At 56.5% G+C, this 19,974-nt stretch carries 16 protein-coding genes and 1 tRNA gene; 6 read left to right on the forward strand and 11 right to left on the reverse strand.

Annotated features, from left to right (window positions below):
• Positions 1-167 precede the first annotated feature (167 nt).
• Complete coding sequence (locus tag LAO21_06950) at positions 168-2,039, reverse strand: hypothetical protein (protein ID MBZ5552441.1); 1,872 nt, start codon at positions 2,037-2,039, stop codon at positions 168-170.
• 98 nt (positions 2,040-2,137) lie between these two features.
• Positions 2,138-5,464, reverse strand: a complete 3,327-nt coding sequence (locus LAO21_06955; protein MBZ5552442.1) for a glycosyl hydrolase — start codon at positions 5,462-5,464, stop codon at positions 2,138-2,140.
• 54 nt (positions 5,465-5,518) lie between these two features.
• Here LAO21_06955 and LAO21_06960 point away from each other — a divergent pair, with 54 nt between their 5' ends.
• A complete protein-coding gene (locus LAO21_06960; protein ID MBZ5552443.1) occupies positions 5,519-5,746 on the forward strand; it encodes a hypothetical protein in 228 nt (75 codons plus the stop codon).
• 16 nt (positions 5,747-5,762) lie between these two features.
• Positions 5,763-5,862, forward strand: a tRNA-Sec gene (locus tag LAO21_06965).
• A 180-nt stretch (positions 5,863-6,042) separates the two neighbouring features.
• Here LAO21_06965 and LAO21_06970 read toward each other — a convergent pair.
• The 9 genes from LAO21_06970 to LAO21_07010 form a co-directional block, all read right to left on the reverse strand.
• On the reverse strand, positions 6,043-7,062 hold the full coding sequence (locus LAO21_06970; protein MBZ5552444.1) for an inorganic phosphate transporter: 1,020 nt from the start codon (positions 7,060-7,062) through the stop codon (positions 6,043-6,045).
• Positions 7,055-7,669, reverse strand: a complete 615-nt coding sequence (locus LAO21_06975; GenBank protein MBZ5552445.1) for a DUF47 family protein — start codon at positions 7,667-7,669, stop codon at positions 7,055-7,057. Before LAO21_06975 ends, LAO21_06970 begins: the two co-directional genes overlap by 8 nt.
• A gap of 227 nt (positions 7,670-7,896) precedes the next feature.
• A complete protein-coding gene (gene lipA / locus LAO21_06980) occupies positions 7,897-8,793 on the reverse strand; it encodes a lipoyl synthase (GenBank protein MBZ5552446.1) in 897 nt (298 codons plus the stop codon).
• Positions 8,794-8,889: 96 nt separating this feature from the next.
• Positions 8,890-10,239 (reverse strand): 2-oxo acid dehydrogenase subunit E2, encoded by a 1,350-nt coding sequence (locus LAO21_06985; protein ID MBZ5552447.1) that lies wholly within the window; start codon positions 10,237-10,239, stop codon positions 8,890-8,892.
• Between the two features lie 74 nt (positions 10,240-10,313).
• Complete coding sequence (locus LAO21_06990; GenBank protein ID MBZ5552448.1) at positions 10,314-11,288, reverse strand: alpha-ketoacid dehydrogenase subunit beta; 975 nt, start codon at positions 11,286-11,288, stop codon at positions 10,314-10,316.
• Between the two features lie 203 nt (positions 11,289-11,491).
• The gene (locus tag LAO21_06995; GenBank protein MBZ5552449.1) at positions 11,492-11,758 is read right to left on the reverse strand and encodes a hypothetical protein; all 267 of its coding nucleotides are present in this window, start codon (positions 11,756-11,758) and stop codon (positions 11,492-11,494) included.
• Between the two features lie 11 nt (positions 11,759-11,769).
• The gene (locus tag LAO21_07000; protein ID MBZ5552450.1) at positions 11,770-12,750 is read right to left on the reverse strand and encodes a thiamine pyrophosphate-dependent dehydrogenase E1 component subunit alpha; all 981 of its coding nucleotides are present in this window, start codon (positions 12,748-12,750) and stop codon (positions 11,770-11,772) included.
• Between the two features lie 171 nt (positions 12,751-12,921).
• On the reverse strand, positions 12,922-14,316 hold the full coding sequence (lpdA, locus tag LAO21_07005; GenBank protein MBZ5552451.1) for a dihydrolipoyl dehydrogenase: 1,395 nt from the start codon (positions 14,314-14,316) through the stop codon (positions 12,922-12,924).
• Between the two features lie 95 nt (positions 14,317-14,411).
• Entirely contained in the window at positions 14,412-14,798 is a 387-nt protein-coding gene (locus LAO21_07010) for a CopG family transcriptional regulator (GenBank protein MBZ5552452.1), read from the reverse strand.
• A gap of 478 nt (positions 14,799-15,276) precedes the next feature.
• On the opposite strand from LAO21_07010, the gene LAO21_07015 reads away from it, so the two are divergent.
• From LAO21_07015 to LAO21_07030, 4 genes are all read left to right on the forward strand, one after another.
• Positions 15,277-16,059: an ABC transporter permease gene (locus LAO21_07015; protein ID MBZ5552453.1), complete on the forward strand. Its 783-nt coding sequence runs from the start codon at positions 15,277-15,279 to the stop codon at positions 16,057-16,059.
• Positions 16,056-16,907 carry an ATP-binding cassette domain-containing protein gene (locus LAO21_07020; GenBank protein ID MBZ5552454.1) on the forward strand — a complete coding sequence of 284 codons (852 nt, stop codon included), beginning with the start codon at positions 16,056-16,058 and terminating at the stop codon, positions 16,905-16,907. Before LAO21_07015 ends, LAO21_07020 begins: the two co-directional genes overlap by 4 nt.
• Positions 16,908-16,988: 81 nt before the next feature.
• Positions 16,989-18,062 (forward strand): MlaD family protein, encoded by a 1,074-nt coding sequence (locus tag LAO21_07025; protein ID MBZ5552455.1) that lies wholly within the window; start codon positions 16,989-16,991, stop codon positions 18,060-18,062.
• A gap of 83 nt (positions 18,063-18,145) precedes the next feature.
• Positions 18,146-19,951, forward strand: coding sequence for a hypothetical protein (locus LAO21_07030; GenBank protein MBZ5552456.1), 1,806 nt, complete (start codon positions 18,146-18,148; stop codon positions 19,949-19,951).
• Positions 19,952-19,974 lie beyond the last annotated feature (23 nt).

Raw genomic sequence — 19,974 nt, forward strand, 5'->3', positions numbered from 1 at the left:
CTCTAACATGAAGGCTGGAGATTATCGAAGCGGATCGGCGGATGCAATGAGTGTCAGAGGGACAAAACGGGGAAGAAACATCTTAAAATTCAAAGAGCGGTCCAAGGGACAGAACAGCCCTGGACCGCTCTCGAAGGATTCTCAGTTGCCCGGTACGATCCCTGTTATTAATTCAGCACGATCCGGATACCGGGAGAATCCAACTTTCCGTCGTTCAGAATAAAATCCGCGATGTTGATCATCGTCAACAGCTTCATCTTCTTGTCGCTGATTTGATCGGCACGGGAGATCGCCTCATCAATGTTCAGCTTGGAAAGGCTGGTGATGAGCTGTTGAATCAATTGATTGGACCGGCGAAACTCCGGGGACAGCCGGCTCGCGAAGGGCTGCGTCGAGGGGGAGTTTGACTCTTGTTCGATGACTTTATCCACCAAAGGGAAGGCTTCGGTCAAGAGGGCCTTGGCGCGATCCCGGTCAAAATTGAAATAGCCATCCGCCAAATAGCCGTACAAGGAGGCGCGGTCGTACGGGTCGGTAATCTTTTCAGCGGCGGTGTATGCATCCCCAAGCAAGCTCTTTCCTTTTTCGGGATCGGTTTTGTAGATCACTCCGGCAACCCGGGCCAGGGCTTTGGCGCGATCAGTCGGAGATTCCAGCTGAGTGATCGTATTCATCGCTGCCTGAGGATTATTTTGGGCTATTTGGACAGCCTTCTCGGTCTGCATCTGGGACTGAAGCTGTGATGCGATCCGATTGGCGTCCACGGGGGCCTGCCCGGAATTCCCGCCGACTCGTACAACCGTCACTCTCTGGTCGGAGGTCGAAGCCGGGGCTCCAGCACTGGGATTCTTGTCTCCCGTCGAGGGGGTTCCAGCCAGGACCGTCTTTTGAACCTGCCCGCCCTCTTCCCCCTGGGCCAGCGCGTTGCCGACAGCGTCGCCAGGCGGGTCCGCATCGTTGCCGATCGGGAAAATTCCATTGGGGTTCTTGGAGATTTGCGCCCGGTATTTCGAATACTGTTCTTCCAGGGCCTTCGCCCGCTCGGGGTCCAGGCGTCGCATCATCGCGACCGCTTGAACGGCAGCATACTCACGGATACTACTAATGCTCGTCTTGCCCTGTTCATTGACGCTGGTAAAGGTAAAAGAGACCGTGTCTTCCTGCTGTTTCTTCTCGAGACCGTCAATGGCCTGGATGATGAGATCGAGGGCCTTGGCCGACAGGCTTCGATTCAGGTCAAACAGCCGTCCCGTCAAGTCGACAAAGCTCTGCACCTGGAGAAGATCCTGGCCGGGTTTTTCAAATTGATGGATGGCTTCCAGGAACAACTGCTCCGATCGGTCGGGGCGGGATTTCCTCAGAGCGGTGGCGACGGGCGCCAGAAAGCCGGGTTCGAAATTTCCTTCCGTCACCTGCTGCTCCACAATTTCGAAAGCCCGGTCAGGGGATTTGCTGGCCATCTGGGCAGCCACGAAGCTTAAGGCGTTGTTTCGCAGGTTCATCATGGGCCGGGGCTGATCACCGGTCGGATAGACGCGGTCCATTCGCAAGGCCATCTGAAGTGCCTTTTCGAGATCGAGAGAGGACACCATCGACACAATCTGGAATTGCCGGGTGAGTTTCCTCCGCACCGCATCCTCCGTCTGAACTTCAAGCGTGGAATCAAACGCCTGTTGGAAGACGTAGAGGGCACGGTCCTTGCTGATCTTGCGCATGGATTGAGCGATGCGAGTCAAAGCCTCCCCCTTGGTCTCCGGGTCAGCTCCGAGGGCCTCCTGATAGGTTCTGTTCAAAAGCTCCTCCGCCCTTTTCTTGGCTGCTTCCGCGGATTCGGTCTTTGCGGTTGAAGGACGGGTTCCTCCCTTGCCGGCGGTTGTCGTGGGAGAGCTTTGCGAGGCCGCCTCTCCTTTTCCTTGGACTAGTGGCGGTGTCTTCTTTTGTTGCTGCTGTGGTTCAGTCTTCTCCGAAGGGCTCTGAGAGAAGGACATGGCAGGGAAGCACATCAGGGCGGCGACGCCGCTCGAAATCACTGATGTCATTAAAAGTCTTCTTAGGGACGGCATAGGATCCTCTCCTTAACGTAGGTATGCTGCCGATTGGACGCAAGAAGAGAGGAGAAAGTCTTGGAAATCTTTAATTACCTCTGGATCTCCTTCCACTCCGGGATTCTTCCCGGGGTCCAGGGAGCCCCTGCGGCTTCCATCGCCTTTTCCAATTTGGCCACGTCCAATTCGATCAGCGTCCGCAGCTTCGCCAGTTCCGCGGCAAACTCTTCGCCCGCGATGTGATAACCATCGATCTGCGTCTGGGTGGGCCGCGAAGTGGACATTCGCTGGTCGCCCACAATCCCGCTGACGCGCTCGGAAATTGACGGGGGAACGTTTTCATTCCGAGCCGCGAGGATCGTGTCGCCCCGCAAGGACCGCAGAATCAACTCGAGCCGCGAGTCGATGGAATTGGCGTCCTCAATCATGGACTTTGTGTCGGCGGGGGTATTCTGCAATGCGCGCTTGATCGCGGTGAGACGCGATTTCAGATTGTTGGAGGCTTCAATCGACCCCGAAACGGCGCGCTGGAGGTTTGCCACCTTCCTCTGAAACTCAACCAGAGCAGCTCGATCCGCGGGAATCATCGCCTCCGTTCCTGGAACAATCACTTTGAAACTCTGAGGGCCGGCCAAAGTTGAGAAAACGCCATTGACCCGTTGGGCCAATGAGACCTGGTATTCACCGGGCATCACCAGAGGTCCTGCGGGGCCTCCGCCGAAGAGTTCCTCCTCAGCGCTGGGCCTCTGCTCTCGCGGCGGCGTGGGCGCGGGATAGCGCAAGTCCCAGGTCACGCGGTGGAATCCGGCGGTAACGGGTCCCGTAAGGGTACGAACTGCCTTTCCGGAGGCGTCCATCACCGTCAGAATGACACGCGGAGGCTCCTCAAGCTCTTCGGCTCGAAGCTCGTCCGGTGAAGGGTAGGGGACGGTTGAACCCTTCTTCATTGCTGACTTTTCGGCCGCCTGGCGCTTCTCCTTTGTGGATTTCAGAGAGTCCTTCAAGTAATAAGTAAGCGTGGCTCCGAAAAGCGGGTTGTCGGCCGTGTAGAAGGATTCGCCTTGAAATGATTTTCCCCGGCCGCCGAGAGGCTGTGAGGGGATGTACATCAAGGTCTCCTTTACTGGGAACAAGGATGCATTCTGTTTTACCGTTTCCAGCTTGAGCCCGCGCAGGGGGGTGAGGTCATCAAGAATGTAGAAGCCCCGGCCGAAGGTCGCCACCACCAGGTCGCCCTCCCGTTTTTGGATCACCAGGTCGCGGACCGCAATGACGGGCAACCCTCCTTTCAACTGAATCCATTTCTGTCCTCCATCGATGGTGAAGAACAGGCCGAACTCAGTGCCCGCGAATAAGAGGTTGGGATTCGCCGTATCCTCCGCAATGGCCAGCACAGGTCCATTCGCGGGCAGATTGCCGCTGATGGAAGTCCAACTTTTCCCGGTGTCAGTGCTCTTCAGGACATACGGGGCAAAGTCATTGTTCTTGTGATTCTCAAACGCGGCGTAAACGGTATTCACGTCGTGTTGTGAGGCCAGCAGGCGGCTGACGTAGGTCATGTCCGGAACACCGGGGAATTTCTCGATCTTTCTCCAATTGGAGCCTCCGTCCTCGGAGACCTGAACCAGACCGTCGTCAGTGCCGACATAAAGCAGACCTTCCTTCTTGGGTGACTCTGCGAGGGCAACAATGTTGCCGTAGAAGGACGTGGAAGCGTTCTTCGCGACCGCATCCGGCCCCCACACCTTCCCCATTACCGGCAACTTGTTTCGATCGATCTGACGGGTCAGGTCCGGACTCACGGCCTTCCAGGTATCCCCGCGGTCGTCACTGCGGAAGAGCTTGTTCGCGGCAAAATAAACACGGGTATGGGAGTGGGGGCTGACAATCAGGGGGGAATCCCAGTTCCATCTCAGCGAGGGCTCCCCCTTCCCGGGTTGTGGTTGAATCCCCATCCGCTCCCCGGTGCGTTTATTGAAGCGGGCCAGACCGCCATATTGCGACTCGGCATAGATGGTGTTGGGGTCCTCGGGATCGACCTGGGAGCGGAAGCCGTCACCTCCCTGCGTGACGAACCAATCGGCATTGGTAATGCCCGACGCGCTGAAGGTGCGGGAGGGTCCGCCCAACGAGTAATTGTCCTGCGTTCCGCCATAGACATTGTAGAATGGGGTGGCATTGTCCACCGCGACGTCATAAAACTGGGTGATGGGGAGATTGTTCTTGAACGCCCACGTGGCGCCGCGGTCAAAGCTTTCGTAGATCCCGCCATCGCAACCCACCAGGTAGTAATCGGTATCATCCGGATCAATCCACATCACGTGGCTGTCGACGTGTTTCGCCCGCTCTCCCAGTCGCCGGAGGGTTTTTCCGCCGTCATCAGAAACCATGATGAAGACGTTCATCAGGTAGATGCGATCCGTGTTCTCCGGGTCCACGTAAATCTGGCTGTAATACATGGCGGTGCTGTCGTAATCATTCCGTTTTTCCCAGGTTGCGCCTTGGTCCTCGGACCGGTAAATACCACCCTTCTTGTTGGCGGCTTCGATGATGGCGTAGAGGACATCCGGATGGGTTCGTGAAAGGGCGAGTCCAATGCGACCCATTTCTTCGGTCGGCAATCCGGATTTCAATTTAGTCCAGTTGGCCCCTGCGTCCGCGGATCGGTAGATGGCACTCTCGGGCCCCCCGTCAATCATTGTGAACACATGGCGCCGGCGCTGGTAGGCCGCCGCGAAGAGGATGTCCGGATTTCTTGGATCCATGACGATGTCAGTGACGCCGGTATTCTCGCTGATGGAGAGGATGTTTTTCCAGGTCTTGCCGCCGTCGATAGTCTTGAAGAGTCCCCGGTCGCCTCCCGGGCCCCACAGGGGTCCCTGGGCGGCCACGTACACGGTATCCGTATTGCGCGGATCGATGACGATGCGCCCGATGTGCTCGGATTTCTTCAACCCCACATTTTTCCAACTTCGCCCGCCATCCTCGGAACGATAAACACCATCCCCGTATCCCACGCTCCGCTGGCTGTTGCTTTCTCCAGTGCCTACCCACACCATGGAAGGGTTTTTCGGGTCGAGCACAACAGTGCCGATGGAATAGGAGCCCTGGCCATCGAAGACCGGGGTCCACGTCGTTCCCGCATTCACGGTCTTCCAGACTCCCCCGGAAGCGGAGGCGACAAAGTAATGGGAGCGATTGCTCCCGTCGACCGCAAAATCAACCACCCGGCCCGACGTTGTCGCCGGACCAATCGACCGGAGCTTTAAACCACTGAAGGTTGTCGCCGAGAACGGATCAGACGGCTTGCCCTCCTCGGACGCGCCCGGCTCGGTGACAGGTTTCTCTTGCTGAGCAAAAGCCACGAGGCTTGTGACAAGAACCATAAGACCCAGGATGAGCAGCAAACGATGTGACATTCTCACGTTCCTATCCTCCTTGATTTGGGACGTTGCATTCCAGGGATCGAATCAATGAACATACGCATCTCACCAACAGCGCGCCGGAAGATGGCAGGGGTTCCCCAACGGAACCCGGGAACCACGATGGATCAGAAGAACGGAATGGGCGTGACGGTCCTTGCGATTGAGGCTCCCTCTTCGCCGGGCGGAACCCGTCGCCGGTGGAACAGCGAGGAGGACGCTCTTTTTGCTTTAGGATCTGGCCCGGGGCTGCAGTCATTTGCAAAATCAGAGAATTAGTCGATAATGCTCAACCGGAAGTGGATTGGGTCTGGTGATCCGCCTGGTCTTCAAAACCAGTGGGACGCTGTCTTACAGCAGGGTTCGGTGGGTTCGATTCCCACACACTTCCGCCATTTAGAGCAAATTCCAAATTCCAGAATCCAAATTCCAAATAAAAACCAAGGTTCAAATTCCAAACAATCTACGAGCCCTCCTTTGGTTCGAAGGATCATTTTGCCCTTCGGAGAGGGGTGTGCTTGGACGAGAATGGATAAAGAGACCCAGGAGCTCAGCAAGCAAGGTGCAAGGTTCATTCAGATCTTGATGAACAGGCGCAAAAAGTGATACGTGGTGGCAGCGATCAGAGCCGAGGCTGGGATAGTCAGCAGCCATGCCCAGACGATTCGCGTAGCGACACCCCACCGTACGGCCGAGAGTCTCTGTGTCGCGCCCACACCCATGATGGCCCCCGTGATGGTATGCGTTGTGGAGACGGGGATCCCGAGGTAGGAGTTTCCGAACAAAGTCAGGGCAGCGGCGGTTTCCGCACAGAACCCGCCGACGGGTTTCAGCTTGGTGATCTTGGAACCCATCGTCTTCACAATGCGCCATCCTCCGGAGAGCGTTCCCAGGGCAATCGCGGCATGGCAAGCGAGAATCATCCACAGGGTGACGTGAACATCGCTCGGGGCATTTCCGATGGACCGCTGGTACGTGAACACAAGGATGGCGATGATGCCCATGGTCTTTTGCGCGTCGTTCCCTCCATGCCCAAGACTGTAAAGCCCCGCCGAGACCAACTGCAATTTTCGAAAATACTTGTCAACGCGGCCGGGGATGGACCGGTGCAAGATCCACGCCATGCCGACCATCAACAGGAATCCCACCACTAAACCAATCACGGGGGAGATGAACATCGAAACGATGGTCTTGGTCCATCCGTGATAGATGATGGCTCTAAAGCCGACCTGCGAGATCGCGGCGCCCGCATATCCCCCGATCAAGGCATGGGAGGAACTGGTGGGCAGGCCGTAATACCAGGTGATGATGTCCCAGGCGATGGCCCCCACCAATCCGGCCAACAGCACGTACTCATTGACCGCATCGGGAACAATGAGCCCCTTCCCGATGGTTTTCGCGACATTCAGAGGAAAGAAAAAGGCGGCAATGAAATTGAAGAAGGCGGCCCACAACACCGCCAGCCCGGGGGTCAAAACGCGCGTGGACACCACGGTCGCGATGGAATTGGCGGCATCATGAAAGCCGTTGAAGAAGTCGAAGATGAGCGCGACGACAATGATCCCGATGACGAGCAGGAGCATGGGGTTAAGCATTCTTTACGACCACGCCTTCGATGACATTGGCGACATCCTCGCAGCGGTCGATGGCCCCTTCCAGGACTTCGTAGATCTCCTTCCACTTGATGATATAAATGGGATCGTTGTGATCGTCAAAGAGCCGCGCAATGGCGATGCGGCTGATCCGGTCGCCCTCGTTCTCCAGACGATTGATCTCGATGCAGTGTTCAATGATGTGGTCATGCTTCTCGAGAACAGCAAGCGCCTGGACAAGGACGTGGGTGGCCGTGTGAATGAGTTCCGCCAGCCGCACCGAATCCTCAGTGGGCTTTTCAATCTTATATATGAGCATGCGGCTGGAGACCGCATCGATCATATCCAGCACATCATCGAGCTTGCTCGCCAGTTCGTGAATGTCCTCGCGGTCAATGGGGGTAATAAAGGTTTTGTTCAGTCGCGTGAACAAGTCGTGGGTCATCTGGTCGCCGAGGTGTTCGATGTCCTTGATGGATCGGACCCGTTCGGCCACGTTGTCGTACCGGACCAAAAGCTCCACGAGCTGTTGCGAGGCCCGCTCAATGTTTTTCGCCATATCCACGAACAATTCGAAAAACTTGGCCTCACGGGGTAGGATTCTTAACATGCAACTCCCTCTTTTCAGGTTTAGACAGGATGAGCACTACACGCCGACAGGAGAAAAATTCCATCCACTATCTCAAAAAACTCAGGCGTTGACAAGCGGGAAGAGGCCGGCAATCCGCGGAGACCTTGAGGGCAGGATAGGGAGCAAAGTCATGCCGGGCCAACGATCTCTCAGAGACGCAGGCACAGGCTACAAACACCGGGTCTCGGCCCCCCGCGACGGGCCTTTCAGCGAACCGAGGAACCGGTCAAAGCCACCACTTGCGTCTCAGCATGGTAGGAACTGCGGACGAGAGGACCGGCTTCGACGTGCGGAATCCCCATCGACTCGCCCAGAAATTTCAGCTCGCGGAATTCCTCCGGTGGATAGAACCTTTGCACCGGAGCGTGCTCCCGGGTGGGCTGGAGATACTGTCCCAGGGTCAGAATGTTCACCTGGATGGACTGAAGGGCCTTCATGACCTCGATCAGTTCTTCCCGGGATTCCCCGAGCCCCACCATGACGCTGGATTTCGTCAGCGACTGAGGTGAGAGGCGCTTGGCCTCTGCCAGTAGTTGGGTGGACCAGGCAAACCGGGCCCCGGGTCGAATGGTCCGGTAGAGTCGCGGCACCGTCTCGACATTGTGTGCAAACACATCGGGGCTGGCTTCAAGCACCGTACGCAGGGAATCGACAGAGCCATGAAAGTCGGGGGTCAAGACTTCGATTCGGGTTTCAGGCTGGCTCGCTCGAATCCGCCGGATCGTTTCCGCAAAAATAAAGGCGCCTTGATCCGGCAGGTCATCCCGGTCAACGGAGGTGATGACTGCATGCCGGATATTTAAGGTCTTGACAGCCTCCGCAACCCGGCGGGGTTCATCCAAATCGTACTCCTTCGGCAATCCGGTCTTCACCGCGCAGAAGCGGCAAGCGCGGGTGCACACTTCCCCCAGAATCATGAACGTGGCAGTCCGCTTTCCCCAACATTCCGAGATGTTGGGACAGCGCGCCTCTTCACACACGGTGTGGAGGTTCTTTTCCCGTGCCAGCCGTTTGATCTCAAAGTAGCCCTTACTGTTCGGGAGGCGGACCTTGAGCCAGGCAGGACGGTGGGGCTTGTTTTCAGATTCAGAGGATAGAGGCATGAGAGTTTCGTTTCATGCGGCATCGCCAATCCACGGCCGGTTTTAGAGCAGACTGCTCAAACGGTATTCTACAACGATCTTCGGCCAGGGGGTGCACTAAAGACTCTTCCAGTTTTCCAGCCGTTTCTTGAGGGCGGCCATGAACTGGTCCGCCACGGCGCCATCGACCACGCGGTGGTCAAAAGAGAGGCTGAGGATGACCATGGAGCGGATGGCAATGGCGTCGTCTTCGATCACCACCGGTCTCCTGGTGATCGATCCGACCCCGAGGATAGCCACCTGCGGCTGATTGATGATGGGGGTGCCGAACAGGCTTCCGAAGATCCCCGGATTGGTGATTGTAAACGTCCCGTTCTGAACCTCTTCCGGCTTGAGCTTCTTGGTTCGCGCACGCTCCGCCAGATCCGCCAGCGTCTTGGCCACGCCCACAAAGCTCTTATCTTCGGCATTCTTGATGACCGGTACGATCAGTCCCCAGTCGAGGGCGACGGCAATCCCCACGTTGATGTCCTTCTTGTAAACAATGTTGCTCCCCTCAACCGAGGAATTCAGGATGGGGAATTCTCTCAACGTATCGGTCACCGCTTTCGCCAGAAACGCGGTAAACGTGAGCTTCACCCCGTTAGTGCGCTGGAAGTTCTCTTGCTCCCGTTCGCGGAGTTTCACGATGTTGGTGACGTCGACTTCGAACACGGTGTTCACATGGGCCGAGGTGCGCTTGCTCGTCACCATGTGTTCGGAGATCTGCTTGCGCATGGGCGACATCGGTTCAATCGTGACACGGCTGCCGGGAGGAAACGGCGCGGTGGGGGCAGGGGGTGGAGGGGCTTGGGCCTGTGGCACTCCGGTTGGCCGGGCGGCTGCAGGGGGTGGAACCGCTGGTTTCACCGGGGGAGTCAATGGAGCAGGGGGCGGCGCTGCTCGAGGAACGATTTTCACGCCCGCGCTCGACAGGTAGTTCTCAATGTCCTGCTTCGTGATGCGATTTCCCAGTCCCGTTCCCTGAATCTTACCGAGATCGATCTGGTACTCTCTTGCCATTTTTCGGACGAGGGGGGACGACCGGATGTCTCCCAGCCCCGTGGTCGGGGGCTCGGCTTCCTTCGCCAGCGCAGGTGGAGCAGGGGCCGGAGGGCTCGCGGGAGGCTTCGAAAGCGGAGGCGGCGTCGGCACAGTCTCCGGGGCGGGAGCCGATGCCGAAGCCGTCCCTTCACCATCCAACTCCGCGACGACAGTATTCACCTGAACGGTTTGTCCCTCGGGGACCAGGATTTTCGTCAGAATGCCTGCGGCCGGTGAGGGAATCTCAGAATCGACCTTATCGGTTGAAATTTCAAAGAGCGGCTCGTCGCGCTTCACCGCCTCGCCCACTTTCTTGAGCCATCGGGTGACGGTCCCTTCAAAAATCGACTCTCCCATCTGCGGCATGATGACATTGGTGGCCATGAAAAAACTCCTCTTTCTCCCAGGGTACCGAACCCAACGGTGAGGCCTTTTGGAAGGCCGATACGCCCTCCCATTCAATACGCAGCGAGCCTTCGAGCTGCGTCCACGACCTGTCCCACACCGGGTAGGTAAGCTTCCTCCAACGGAGGAGAATAGGGAACAGGCGAATCGGGGGCGGTGATGCGAACGAGCGGACCATCGAGGTATTCAAATGCCTTCTCTGAGATGATGGATGCCAATTCAGCTCCCAGTCCCAAGGTCCGGGTGTCTTCGTGCAAGAGGATAATCTTGTTCGTCTTCCTCACAGAGTTCAAGATGCAATCTTCGTCGAGGGGGGACAATGTGCGCAAGTCGATGACTTCGACATCAATCTCCTCTTGCTCAAGCTGTCGGGAAGCTTCCAGTGCCACATAGAGCATGGCGCCATACGTGAAGATCGAAAGATGTTTCCCTTCCCGGGCGACCCGCGCCTTTCCCAGAGGAACCACATAGTCTCCCTCCGGGATCTCCTCCTTAATCCGCCGGTAGAGGAATTTATGCTCAAAAAAAATGACGGGATTGTTGTCCCGGATGGCCGCCTTGATCAATCCCTTGGCGTCGTAGGCGGTTGCCGGCTGCACCACTTTCAGGCCGGGGGTATGGACAAAGAAGGCTTCCGGATTTTGTGAATGATAGGGTCCGCCATGGACGCCACCGCCCGAAGGGCCGCGAATGACGAGGGGTACGGCCTGTCCCCACCGAAAATGCATCTTGGCGGCATAGTTCACAATTTGGTTAAAGGCGCATGAAATGAAATCCATGAACTGCATTTCCAGGACCGGCCGCATTCCCATGACGGCGGCTCCAATCCCGGCTCCCACGATGGCCTCTTCGGAAATGGGGGTGTCAATGACGCGCTTCTCACCAAAATGATCGAGCATTCCTGCCGTCACCTTGAATGCCCCTCCATAACTGCCGATGTCCTCCCCCATAAGAAAAACACTGGGATCGCGTTCCATTTCCTCCCACAAACCCTGACGAATTGCTTCCAGATAGGTCGTCGTTGCCAAGCCAGTACCTCGAATCTAAAAGGAAAAAAGTCCAAGAAGGACTGTTAGCTTCACTCACGCACCCTCAGGGTCCCGCGCGGTTGTCTCACCACCACGGGCTCGGCTTCGGGTGGGCCCGGAGCCGTCCGGCTCGTCCCGGGGCGGCAGTCAAACCTCCGCCTTGAAGGCATGGGGAACCGGATCCGGTTTGATGATCCAGAATGCTACGGTCTCTCCTCGTCGTTCTCACTATCTTCCGTCAGATCTGATTCCATCTCGATCTGGGCTTCGACCTCTTCCAGCTGTCGGGCCAGGTCGTCGCGATGTACCATCTCTTCCAAGGCCAGCCGGTCGTAGATATCCTTTTCGTACTTCCTCTTTGTCGCCTTGGATGCCGCCACGTAGAAATCATGAGACGCTTTTTCCCTCTCGACCGCCTGTTTCAGGATCTCAGCTTGTGCCTTGAGTTCAAGAACCTTCGGGGAATCCATAGTGTCAGCCTCTAATCCGCATACACCCCCGGCAACGCCGTCCCGCGCGGGGCGGGTTCTGGTAAGGGACTGGATTCTGCAAATGCCACTTCGGCGTCCAACTCGCGAGTGATTCGGTCGATGATAGTTTGTTGTTCAGCCCGGGTCATAATGCCGTTATCGAAGAGGTATCGTTCAAAGCGGAGAATAGGATCTTTCTTCTTCCAGAACTCAAGAAGCTCCGACGGGACATACTTGGCATCGTCGTGTTCAGCGTGTCCTCTCATGCGGAAGGTCATGCATTCGATCAGGGCAGGGCCTCCACCCTCCCGCGCCCGCTCGACCGCGGCCTTTGTCGTGCTGTAAACCTCCAGCACATCATTTCCATCGATGGTGGCGCCCAGAATTCCATAAGCCTGGGCAAAGTCAGAGATTCGAGTGTTCTTCATCTGACTGGTTACAGGAGTCGAGTAGGCGAACTGGTTGTTCTCAACAATGACGACAAGAGGAAGGTTCTTCACCGCAGCGAAGTTCAAGCCTTCGTGGAAGTCCCCCACCCGCGTCCCGCCGTCCCCGATATAAGTCAGGGCAACCCGATTTTCACCCCGCAGGGTGGAGCTCAGGGCGATTCCCGCCATGACGGGAATGAGAGCGCCCAACATGGAAATGCAGGCCATGACGCCCCGGTTGAGGTCCCCGAAATGAAGGTTGCAGTCCCTCCCTCCAGTGGGTCCCGAGGAACGGGCCATATATTGACAGAAGAGATCCCTGGGTTTGAATCCGCGCACCAGGGTAGAACCCAGGTTCCGAATCATGGGGCCAAGCACATCCTGCTTCTCCAGCGCGTAGGCTGTAGCCACCGAGATTCCTTCCTGTCCGAGACTGGAATAAAGTCCTCCTACGACTTTACCCTGGCGGTATAGGTTCGCCAGCCTTTCATCGACGCTGCGGTTGAGCCGCAGGAAATAATAAAGCTCATGAAGCCTATCGTTCGGAAGGATCTGCTTCCCGATTGAATCCGTTTTGGATTTCAATACCCTTTTTGACCGTGGATAGGCCGCTTTTCGAGATCCTGTTTCAGAGCGTTTTCGAGAAATAGCCCTCTCCCATCAGCTGTGATGTTGCTCTCTATCAGTTGCTCATGACGAAGCGGTCGCTTGAAATGAATTATAACAAGCTTTCCATCAAATATGAATCGGCAAGTCAAAGGCTGCGTGCGCTGCTTCCCCCACCGCTTCGGAAACCGTGGGGTGCGCATGGATGGTTTGGGCCAGATCCTCGGCGGTGGCTTCCAGATTGATGGCCACGCAGGCCTCCGCAATGAGATCCGTGGCGTGCGGGCCGATGATTTGCACTCCCAGAATTTCGCCAAATTTTTGGTCCGAGACGATCTTCACAAAACCTTCCGACTCCCCCAAAATGCCGGCCTTGCCGTTGGCCTGGAAAGGGAACCGGCCGATCTTCGGATGGTAGCCTCGGGCGGCGGCTTCCTTTTCCGTCAGGCCCACGCTGGCCACCTCCGGGTCACAATAGGTGCAGTTGGGGCACAGGTCATAATTGAGAGGGCGGGGATGACGTCCCGCGATATGTTCCACCGCCACATGGGCTTCAGCAAAGGCCAGGTGTGCCAGTTGCTGCCGGGGAATGATGTCCCCAATCGCATAGACGGTGGGGAGGCTGGTTTGCATGAAGTCGTTCACCGGGACAAGGCCGCGCTCGGTTTGAATGCCGAGCTTTTCAAGCCCAATGCCCGCGGTGTTCGGGGAGCGTCCGACCGCAATCAATATTTTCTCGGCATGGATCGACGAGGACTTTCCGTCCACGCTGTTTTTGACTGTGGCGCACACGCCGTCCTTCTTGACATCCAGTTTCTCGAGCGCGGTCTTGGTCATGACCACGATCCCCTGCTTTCGAAAACTCCTTTCCAGTTCGGCGGAAACCTCTTGATCCTCGAGCGGCAGCATCTGTGGCAACATTTCGACCAGCGTGATCTTGCTCCCAAACCGAGCGTAGATCGAGCCGAACTCCACGCCCACGGCGCCGCACCCGATGATAAGCAGGGAATTAGGAACCGTGTCGAGCTCCAAGGCTTCGTTGTTGGTGATGACATGCTTGCCATCGACCTTGATGTTCGGGAAGGTCTTCGGCTCCGATCCGGTCGCCAGAATGATGCGCCGGCCTTCCAGGGTCTTCTCTTCACCCGAGTCGGACCGGACGCGGACGGAAGTGGGGGACTCGAGGGTCCCGAACCCGCGGAAAGTCTCGACCTTATTTTTTCGCAGAAGAAATTCCACGCCCTTGGCGTTCTTCAGGACAATTTTGTTCTTCCGCTGCTGGACCACCTTCAAATCGAGGGTCAAGTCTTTGTACGTGATCCCGAATTCCTTGGCTCGGAGAAATTGCTGGTAGAGCTTGGCGTTGAAGAGCAGGGCCTTGGTGGGGATGCACCCGCGCAAAAGGCAGGTGCCCCCGAATCGATCATCCTTCTCGACGAGCGCGACCTTCAAGCCTAACTGTCCGGCGCGAATGCCGGCCACGTAGCCGCCCGGGCCACTTCCAATGATGATGACGTCGTACACGCTGAGAGTCCTCCGGCAGAATTAGGGTGTGCCTCTAATTCCTGTTCTTGGAAATGTGAAGACTGAATCGCCCGCGATTATAGCACAAGGCGGCGCTACTGGAGCTTGTCCGCCAGGGCCGCTTTGACTTCCTCGCTGGCATTAAAGATTCCGCGCACCCGCACCGATTCGATGACCTCGCAGGCCAGGGCGGGGGGGATGTCCTTCGAGAGATTCAGCGCCCCCATGACGGTCAACTTCAGCTTCTTGTGCTTGGCCTTGAGCCTTTCGAACCTGGCACGATCATAAACCACCACCCCGACGAGAAACGAATACAGGGAGACCGCCTGTTGAACCTCGTCCGTGTGTTTTTCGAGCTGTGACCGGATCGCCGTGCGGATGAAATCGGTACGATTGGAATAGTGCCCCTGTTCCACCAGCAAGTCAATCTTGCCGAGGTCCACCGGGCTCATGTTAATAGTGATCTTTTCGCTGTCCGCCATATCATCTCCTTGCCATCCATATGGATGGTATATGGAATATTATCAGGAGGTCTTGGGGCATGTCAAGAAAAAAACATCCATCAGCCATCTATATGGATGTTATTCGGATGCTTCATCCGGTGAAGTTGCGGGGGTTCCTTTCGCCCAGCGTTAACCGGTTTTAGGGCCGACGGCACCCACCCCGCGATGGCCCCTGGAGTTGGGAATAGGCTGCCGGCCATGGGTCCCCAGGTGGGCTCAACGGGTGGGCCGGCGTTGGGCTGTGAGACGCGGTGCCGCCGGCGCCAGATGCGACCTGTCTCCATTTTATGCCGCGACAACCTCCCAGGCTCCGGGGGGTACAAGGGGTGGAGATGTGCTGAAAGACCACAAGGGTTTGACACGCCAAAATCCATCTGTTTAAATAGGCCCCGATAGATCCGATGCCGTGCACGCCGCCAACCGAGAAGAGGGCGAATAAAGCCGTCTTATCCTTCATATGAGAGATTTGTTGGACCTGATCTTTGAGGCTGTGCTCAACGCGGTTCTTGAGGTTCAGGAATATACCCTTCACTGCTATCGCGCCTTCACCAACCTGTTCCACCGCCCGCATTATTTGCAGGAAACCCTGGTCCAGATGGACATTATCGGGGTCGGGTCGCTGACCATCATCTGTCTGACAGGATTCTTTACCGGGGCGGTGTTGGCCATGCAATCGGCCAAGAGCCTGCAATCCTTCGGGGCGGTCGGTTTGACAGGCCAGCTGGTCGCCGTCTCCCTGGTGAGAGAGTTGGGGCCGGTCCTGAGCGCGCTGATGATGGCGGGCCGCAACAGTTCAGGGATGGCCTCGGAGATTGGATCCATGGTCGTCAGCGACCAGATCCTTGCGATGCGGGCCCTCGGCACCGATCCCAGCAAGAAGCTTGTGACCCCGCGCCTGGTGGCTACCGTGACCATGCTGCCGCTGTTGACGGCGGTCTGTGATTTTATTGGAATATTTGGCGGCTATATTGTGTCCCGGTTCTTGCTCCACATCTCGTCGGCGCTCTATTGGTCCACGGTTTATCATAATTTGACTTACAACGATCTGCTGGAAGGCCTGTTGAAACCTTTTGTGTTTGGAGCGATTGTTGCAACGGTCGGTTGCTACTGTGGAATCCGGACTTACGGAGGCACCCAGGGAGTGGGACGGAGCACGACCCAGGCGGTCGTGGCCGCTTCCATTCTGATTCTTGCGGTCGACGCGGTTTTGACCCGGATCGCCCTGGTGTTTTTCCGATGACGTCACCTTCCCCATTCCGCATCGAGGCGCCCGCAACCGAAGCGGTCATTGAAGTGAGGGAGGTGGGTCTTTCCTTTGAGGATTTTCGAGTCCTGGACAGGGTATCCTTCGTCGTCAAAGAAGGGGAGACCAAGATCATTCTGGGGGAGAGTGGATCCGGCAAGACGGTCCTCATCAAACTGATTGCCGGGTTGATTCGCCCGGACGAGGGGCGGATTTTTGTTAATCGTCAGGAAATTACGGCGCTCAGTGAAGACAAACTCATGCCCATCCGGAAGAACATCGGGATTGTTTTTCAAGAGACAGCGCTCTTCGATTCCTTGACTGTGCTGGAGAATGTCGCATATCGATTGCATGAAGAAGGAGGACAGGGGGAAGGAGAGATCGAACAACAGGTGCGCGAAGTGTTGGGATTTGTCGGGCTTGAAGATGTCATTCATCTGATGCCGTCCGACCTCTCGGGCGGGATGCGGCGACGGGTCGCCCTGGCACGGGCCTTGATCACCAAGCCGAAAATCATTCTCTATGATGAGCCGACCGCGGGCCTGGACCCGCTGACCGGTCGGACCATTGTGGAAATGATCTTGAAGTTGCGAGACCGGGAAGGCGTGACCTCAGTTTTTGTGACGCACCGTTTGACCGATGCCTTTACGCTTGCCAGCGAGCGGGTAGTGGCGGCAGGAGGCGAGATTGGCTTTGACACCGTCGATTTACGAAGTCCACAATCTCTCGATCTGCATACTTCCTTCATTGTTTTGAAGGACGGAAGGATCGCATTCGAAGGGAACGAAAGGGAACTGTTGCAGGCCAAACAGACTCATCCCTTCATCCGGCAATTTTTGTCGTGATGGCTCGTTTGGGTCGTCCGGGTGAGAGCGAAATGCTGAATCCCCGAACGGAGGGCGTGCTCGAGAAGTTAAGGAGATCCCATGGCTCAATCCAGAAAAGTGACATTGTCAGAGGTGCGGGTCGGGATGCTTGTGGTGGTGAGTTTTGCCATCCTGGTCGTCGCAATTTTCTTCATTAGCGGCAAAGGGGGCGTCTTCACCTCACGGTTCCACGTAAAAACGTACCTGCCCGCCGCCTCGGGACTGAAGGAAGGCGCCCCCGTGTGGCTGGCGGGTGTGGAGGTCGGGAAGGTCGACCGGGTGGCAATTTCCACTAACCAGGATCCGCTCCGGGCGGTTGAAATTTCGATGTCGATCAGAAATGATTATGAAAAGGACATCCGCACCGATTCGAAAGCCCGTCTGGGTTCCATTGGCCTCTTGGGGGACAAGTACATCGAACTTACCCGTGGGATGAGAGGAACGCCTGTCGGGGAAGGCGGGACCGTCGAAGGATCGGAGGAGGCAGACATCAAGAAACTGGTCGAATCGTCAAACGATTTGCTGGCGAACCTGGATGTCCTCAGTGATAAAGTCAAATCGATCACTGAAAAAATCGACAAGGGGGAGGGATCGGTGGGTAAATTTATCAATGACCCGACCCTGTACAACAATGTCTCCCACACCGTCCAGGTGGCCTCTGACCTCATGGACCAGATGAAGCGGGGCCAGGGCTCGATTGGCAAACTCCTGGTCGACACGGAGTTGTACGACCATTTTAATGTGGCGGCGGAGAAGTTAAACCGGATCGCGGATCGTTTGGAGGCGGGGCAGGGTACGATTGGGAAGCTCTTGAAGGACGAGACGCTTTACAACAACCTGAATGAGACCGTCGGGAAGTCAAAAACAATCGTCGGTCGGATCGAGAAGGGAGAGGGGACCCTCGGGAAATTGACGACAGAGCAGGAACTCTATAACAAGATGAATCATGCCCTCGACCGGATCACCGCCCTTGCCGACAAGATTGACCGGGGTGACGGGACTGTCGGACGGCTGATGAACGACAAGGAGTTGTACAACAACCTGAATGCCGCCTCGGCGGAGGTCGTCAAGTTGATTTATGACTTCCGTAAGAATCCGAAACGCTTCCTTACCATTAAGGTCAGGATCTTCTAAATCCGCTCCTGACTTTGTTTTCCGTTGACATTGTCTTCGCTCTCGATAATAATTTTTGAACGTTTCCTAAAGAAAGCTTTCCCATGGCAACCAGCGACGAGATCATTATCAAATTCAAGGACGAGATCCTAGGCAACTTGTCCTCGCAGAATCAGTCCGTCAGGGACCGCATTGGAACACTTCGGGCCCAGTTTCTGGAGAGCATGAACCAGCTCGAAAATGAGGTCAATGCGGCTGCCTCCCCTCTGGCGGAGCGGTTGGAACAGAGAATCCATGAAACTTTTGATTCGTTCTTAGATTCGACTGAACGCCTGAGTCAGCAACAAGCCACTTGGAATGAAGAGATTACAAAACTCAAGGGTGAGGTTGAACAACTCCAGGGGGAAATCAACAATCTGCGTCAGGAGAAGGGTGAATGGACGGAACAGGTCTCTCGATTCAATGAAGAGATTGCAAACACGAAGTCGCAGGTTGAGCATCAGGAGGGCGAGAACAGTAACCTGAGGCTTGAAAAGACCCAGTTGGCCGAACAGATTGCCGGGTTGAATGAAGAGGCGACGAAGCTGAGAGAAGAGATCGAGCTTCAGGAGAGCGGAAAGACCAGTCTGCGCATTGAGATAGGGCAGCTGACCGAACAGATCTTTCGGTTGAATGAGGAGACGGGCAGGCTCAAAGGGGCTGCCGAACAATTTGAAGGAGAGAAAAATAGTCTTCATTCGGAAAAGGCCCAACTAACGGAACAGATCTCGAAGCTCTCGCAAGAGTTGTCTGAGAAGAACGAGCATGTGGGCCGCCTGACTGAGGAGCGGAAGCAACTGGATCAGCGGGTAACTACTCTGGTGGAGGAGCAGACGAAGGAAAGGTCAATTGCAGCCCAAAGCCCTCACCTCCTGTTGCAGCGATTGGTGGCCGCCCTGGATCAGATCGAAGGGAAGAAATCGCAGGTCGATATCCTGACCGCCTTTCTGGACGAAGCGGCCCAGTTTTCGGCGCGGGTGGCCTTGTTTGTGGGAAAGGGTGATTTGTTTTTGGGTTGGCGGTCCAAGGGTTTTTCTTCTGATGCCTTTTCAGATCAGGACATAAAGACGGTTCACTTCTCTTTCGAAAACGAGACGATCCTACGGCAGACCTTTGAGGAGAAGCGCGCCATTCAAGGCAATCTGCTTTCTCATCGAGACAACGGCCTGCTCCTGGAGCGTCTTGGAGCGCCCTTAACCGACTCCTTTGCGGCTGTTCCCCTCGTCGTAAAAGGAAAGTCAACGGCAGTCCTGTATGCGGACGGGGGGACGCAGCCCGACGGCACTTTCGATGTGGCGGCCCTCGAGCTGTTGGTTCGTCTGGTGGCCCTCTCGATCGAGCTATTGGCCTATCGAGCCCGGGTTGTAGCGCCCACACGGCAAGAAGTCCGGGCCGGAGAGCCTGCAGGGGAGGGTGCGCCTGTCTCCCCGGCGGCTGAGGCACGACCCGCTGCCGCGCCACCGCTAATTCCGAGGGTTCCTCCTTCAATTCAGGAATTTCAGACACCCGAGCCCGAACTGCCACCCGCGGCCGAGCAGCCGCTACCCGCCGCCGCGACAGTTCCTTCGGACAGCGAGCAAGAACTCAAGCTCCACAACGATGCCAAACGATTTGCGCGTCTCCTCGTCTCAGAAATCAAGCTTTACAATGAGCAGAAAGTGCAGGCAGGACGCAAGAGCCGCGATCTTTACGACCGGCTAAAGGAAGACATAGACCGCAGCCGCGAAATGTACATGAAGCGTGTGTCCCCGTTGGTATCGAGCAAGGTCGATTACTTTCATGACGAGTTGGTGCGCACGCTCGGCGAAAATGACCCGGGTGCTCTGGGCAGCGATTGCCCCGGACCCATGATCGGGGCGGCGGCGGAATAAATTTTTGCGGGGAGAAGTCTGAG

Source organism: Terriglobia bacterium (genome assembly GCA_020073085.1).
In the GTDB taxonomy this organism is placed as follows: Bacteria; Acidobacteriota; Terriglobia; order JAIQFV01; family JAIQFV01; genus JAIQFV01.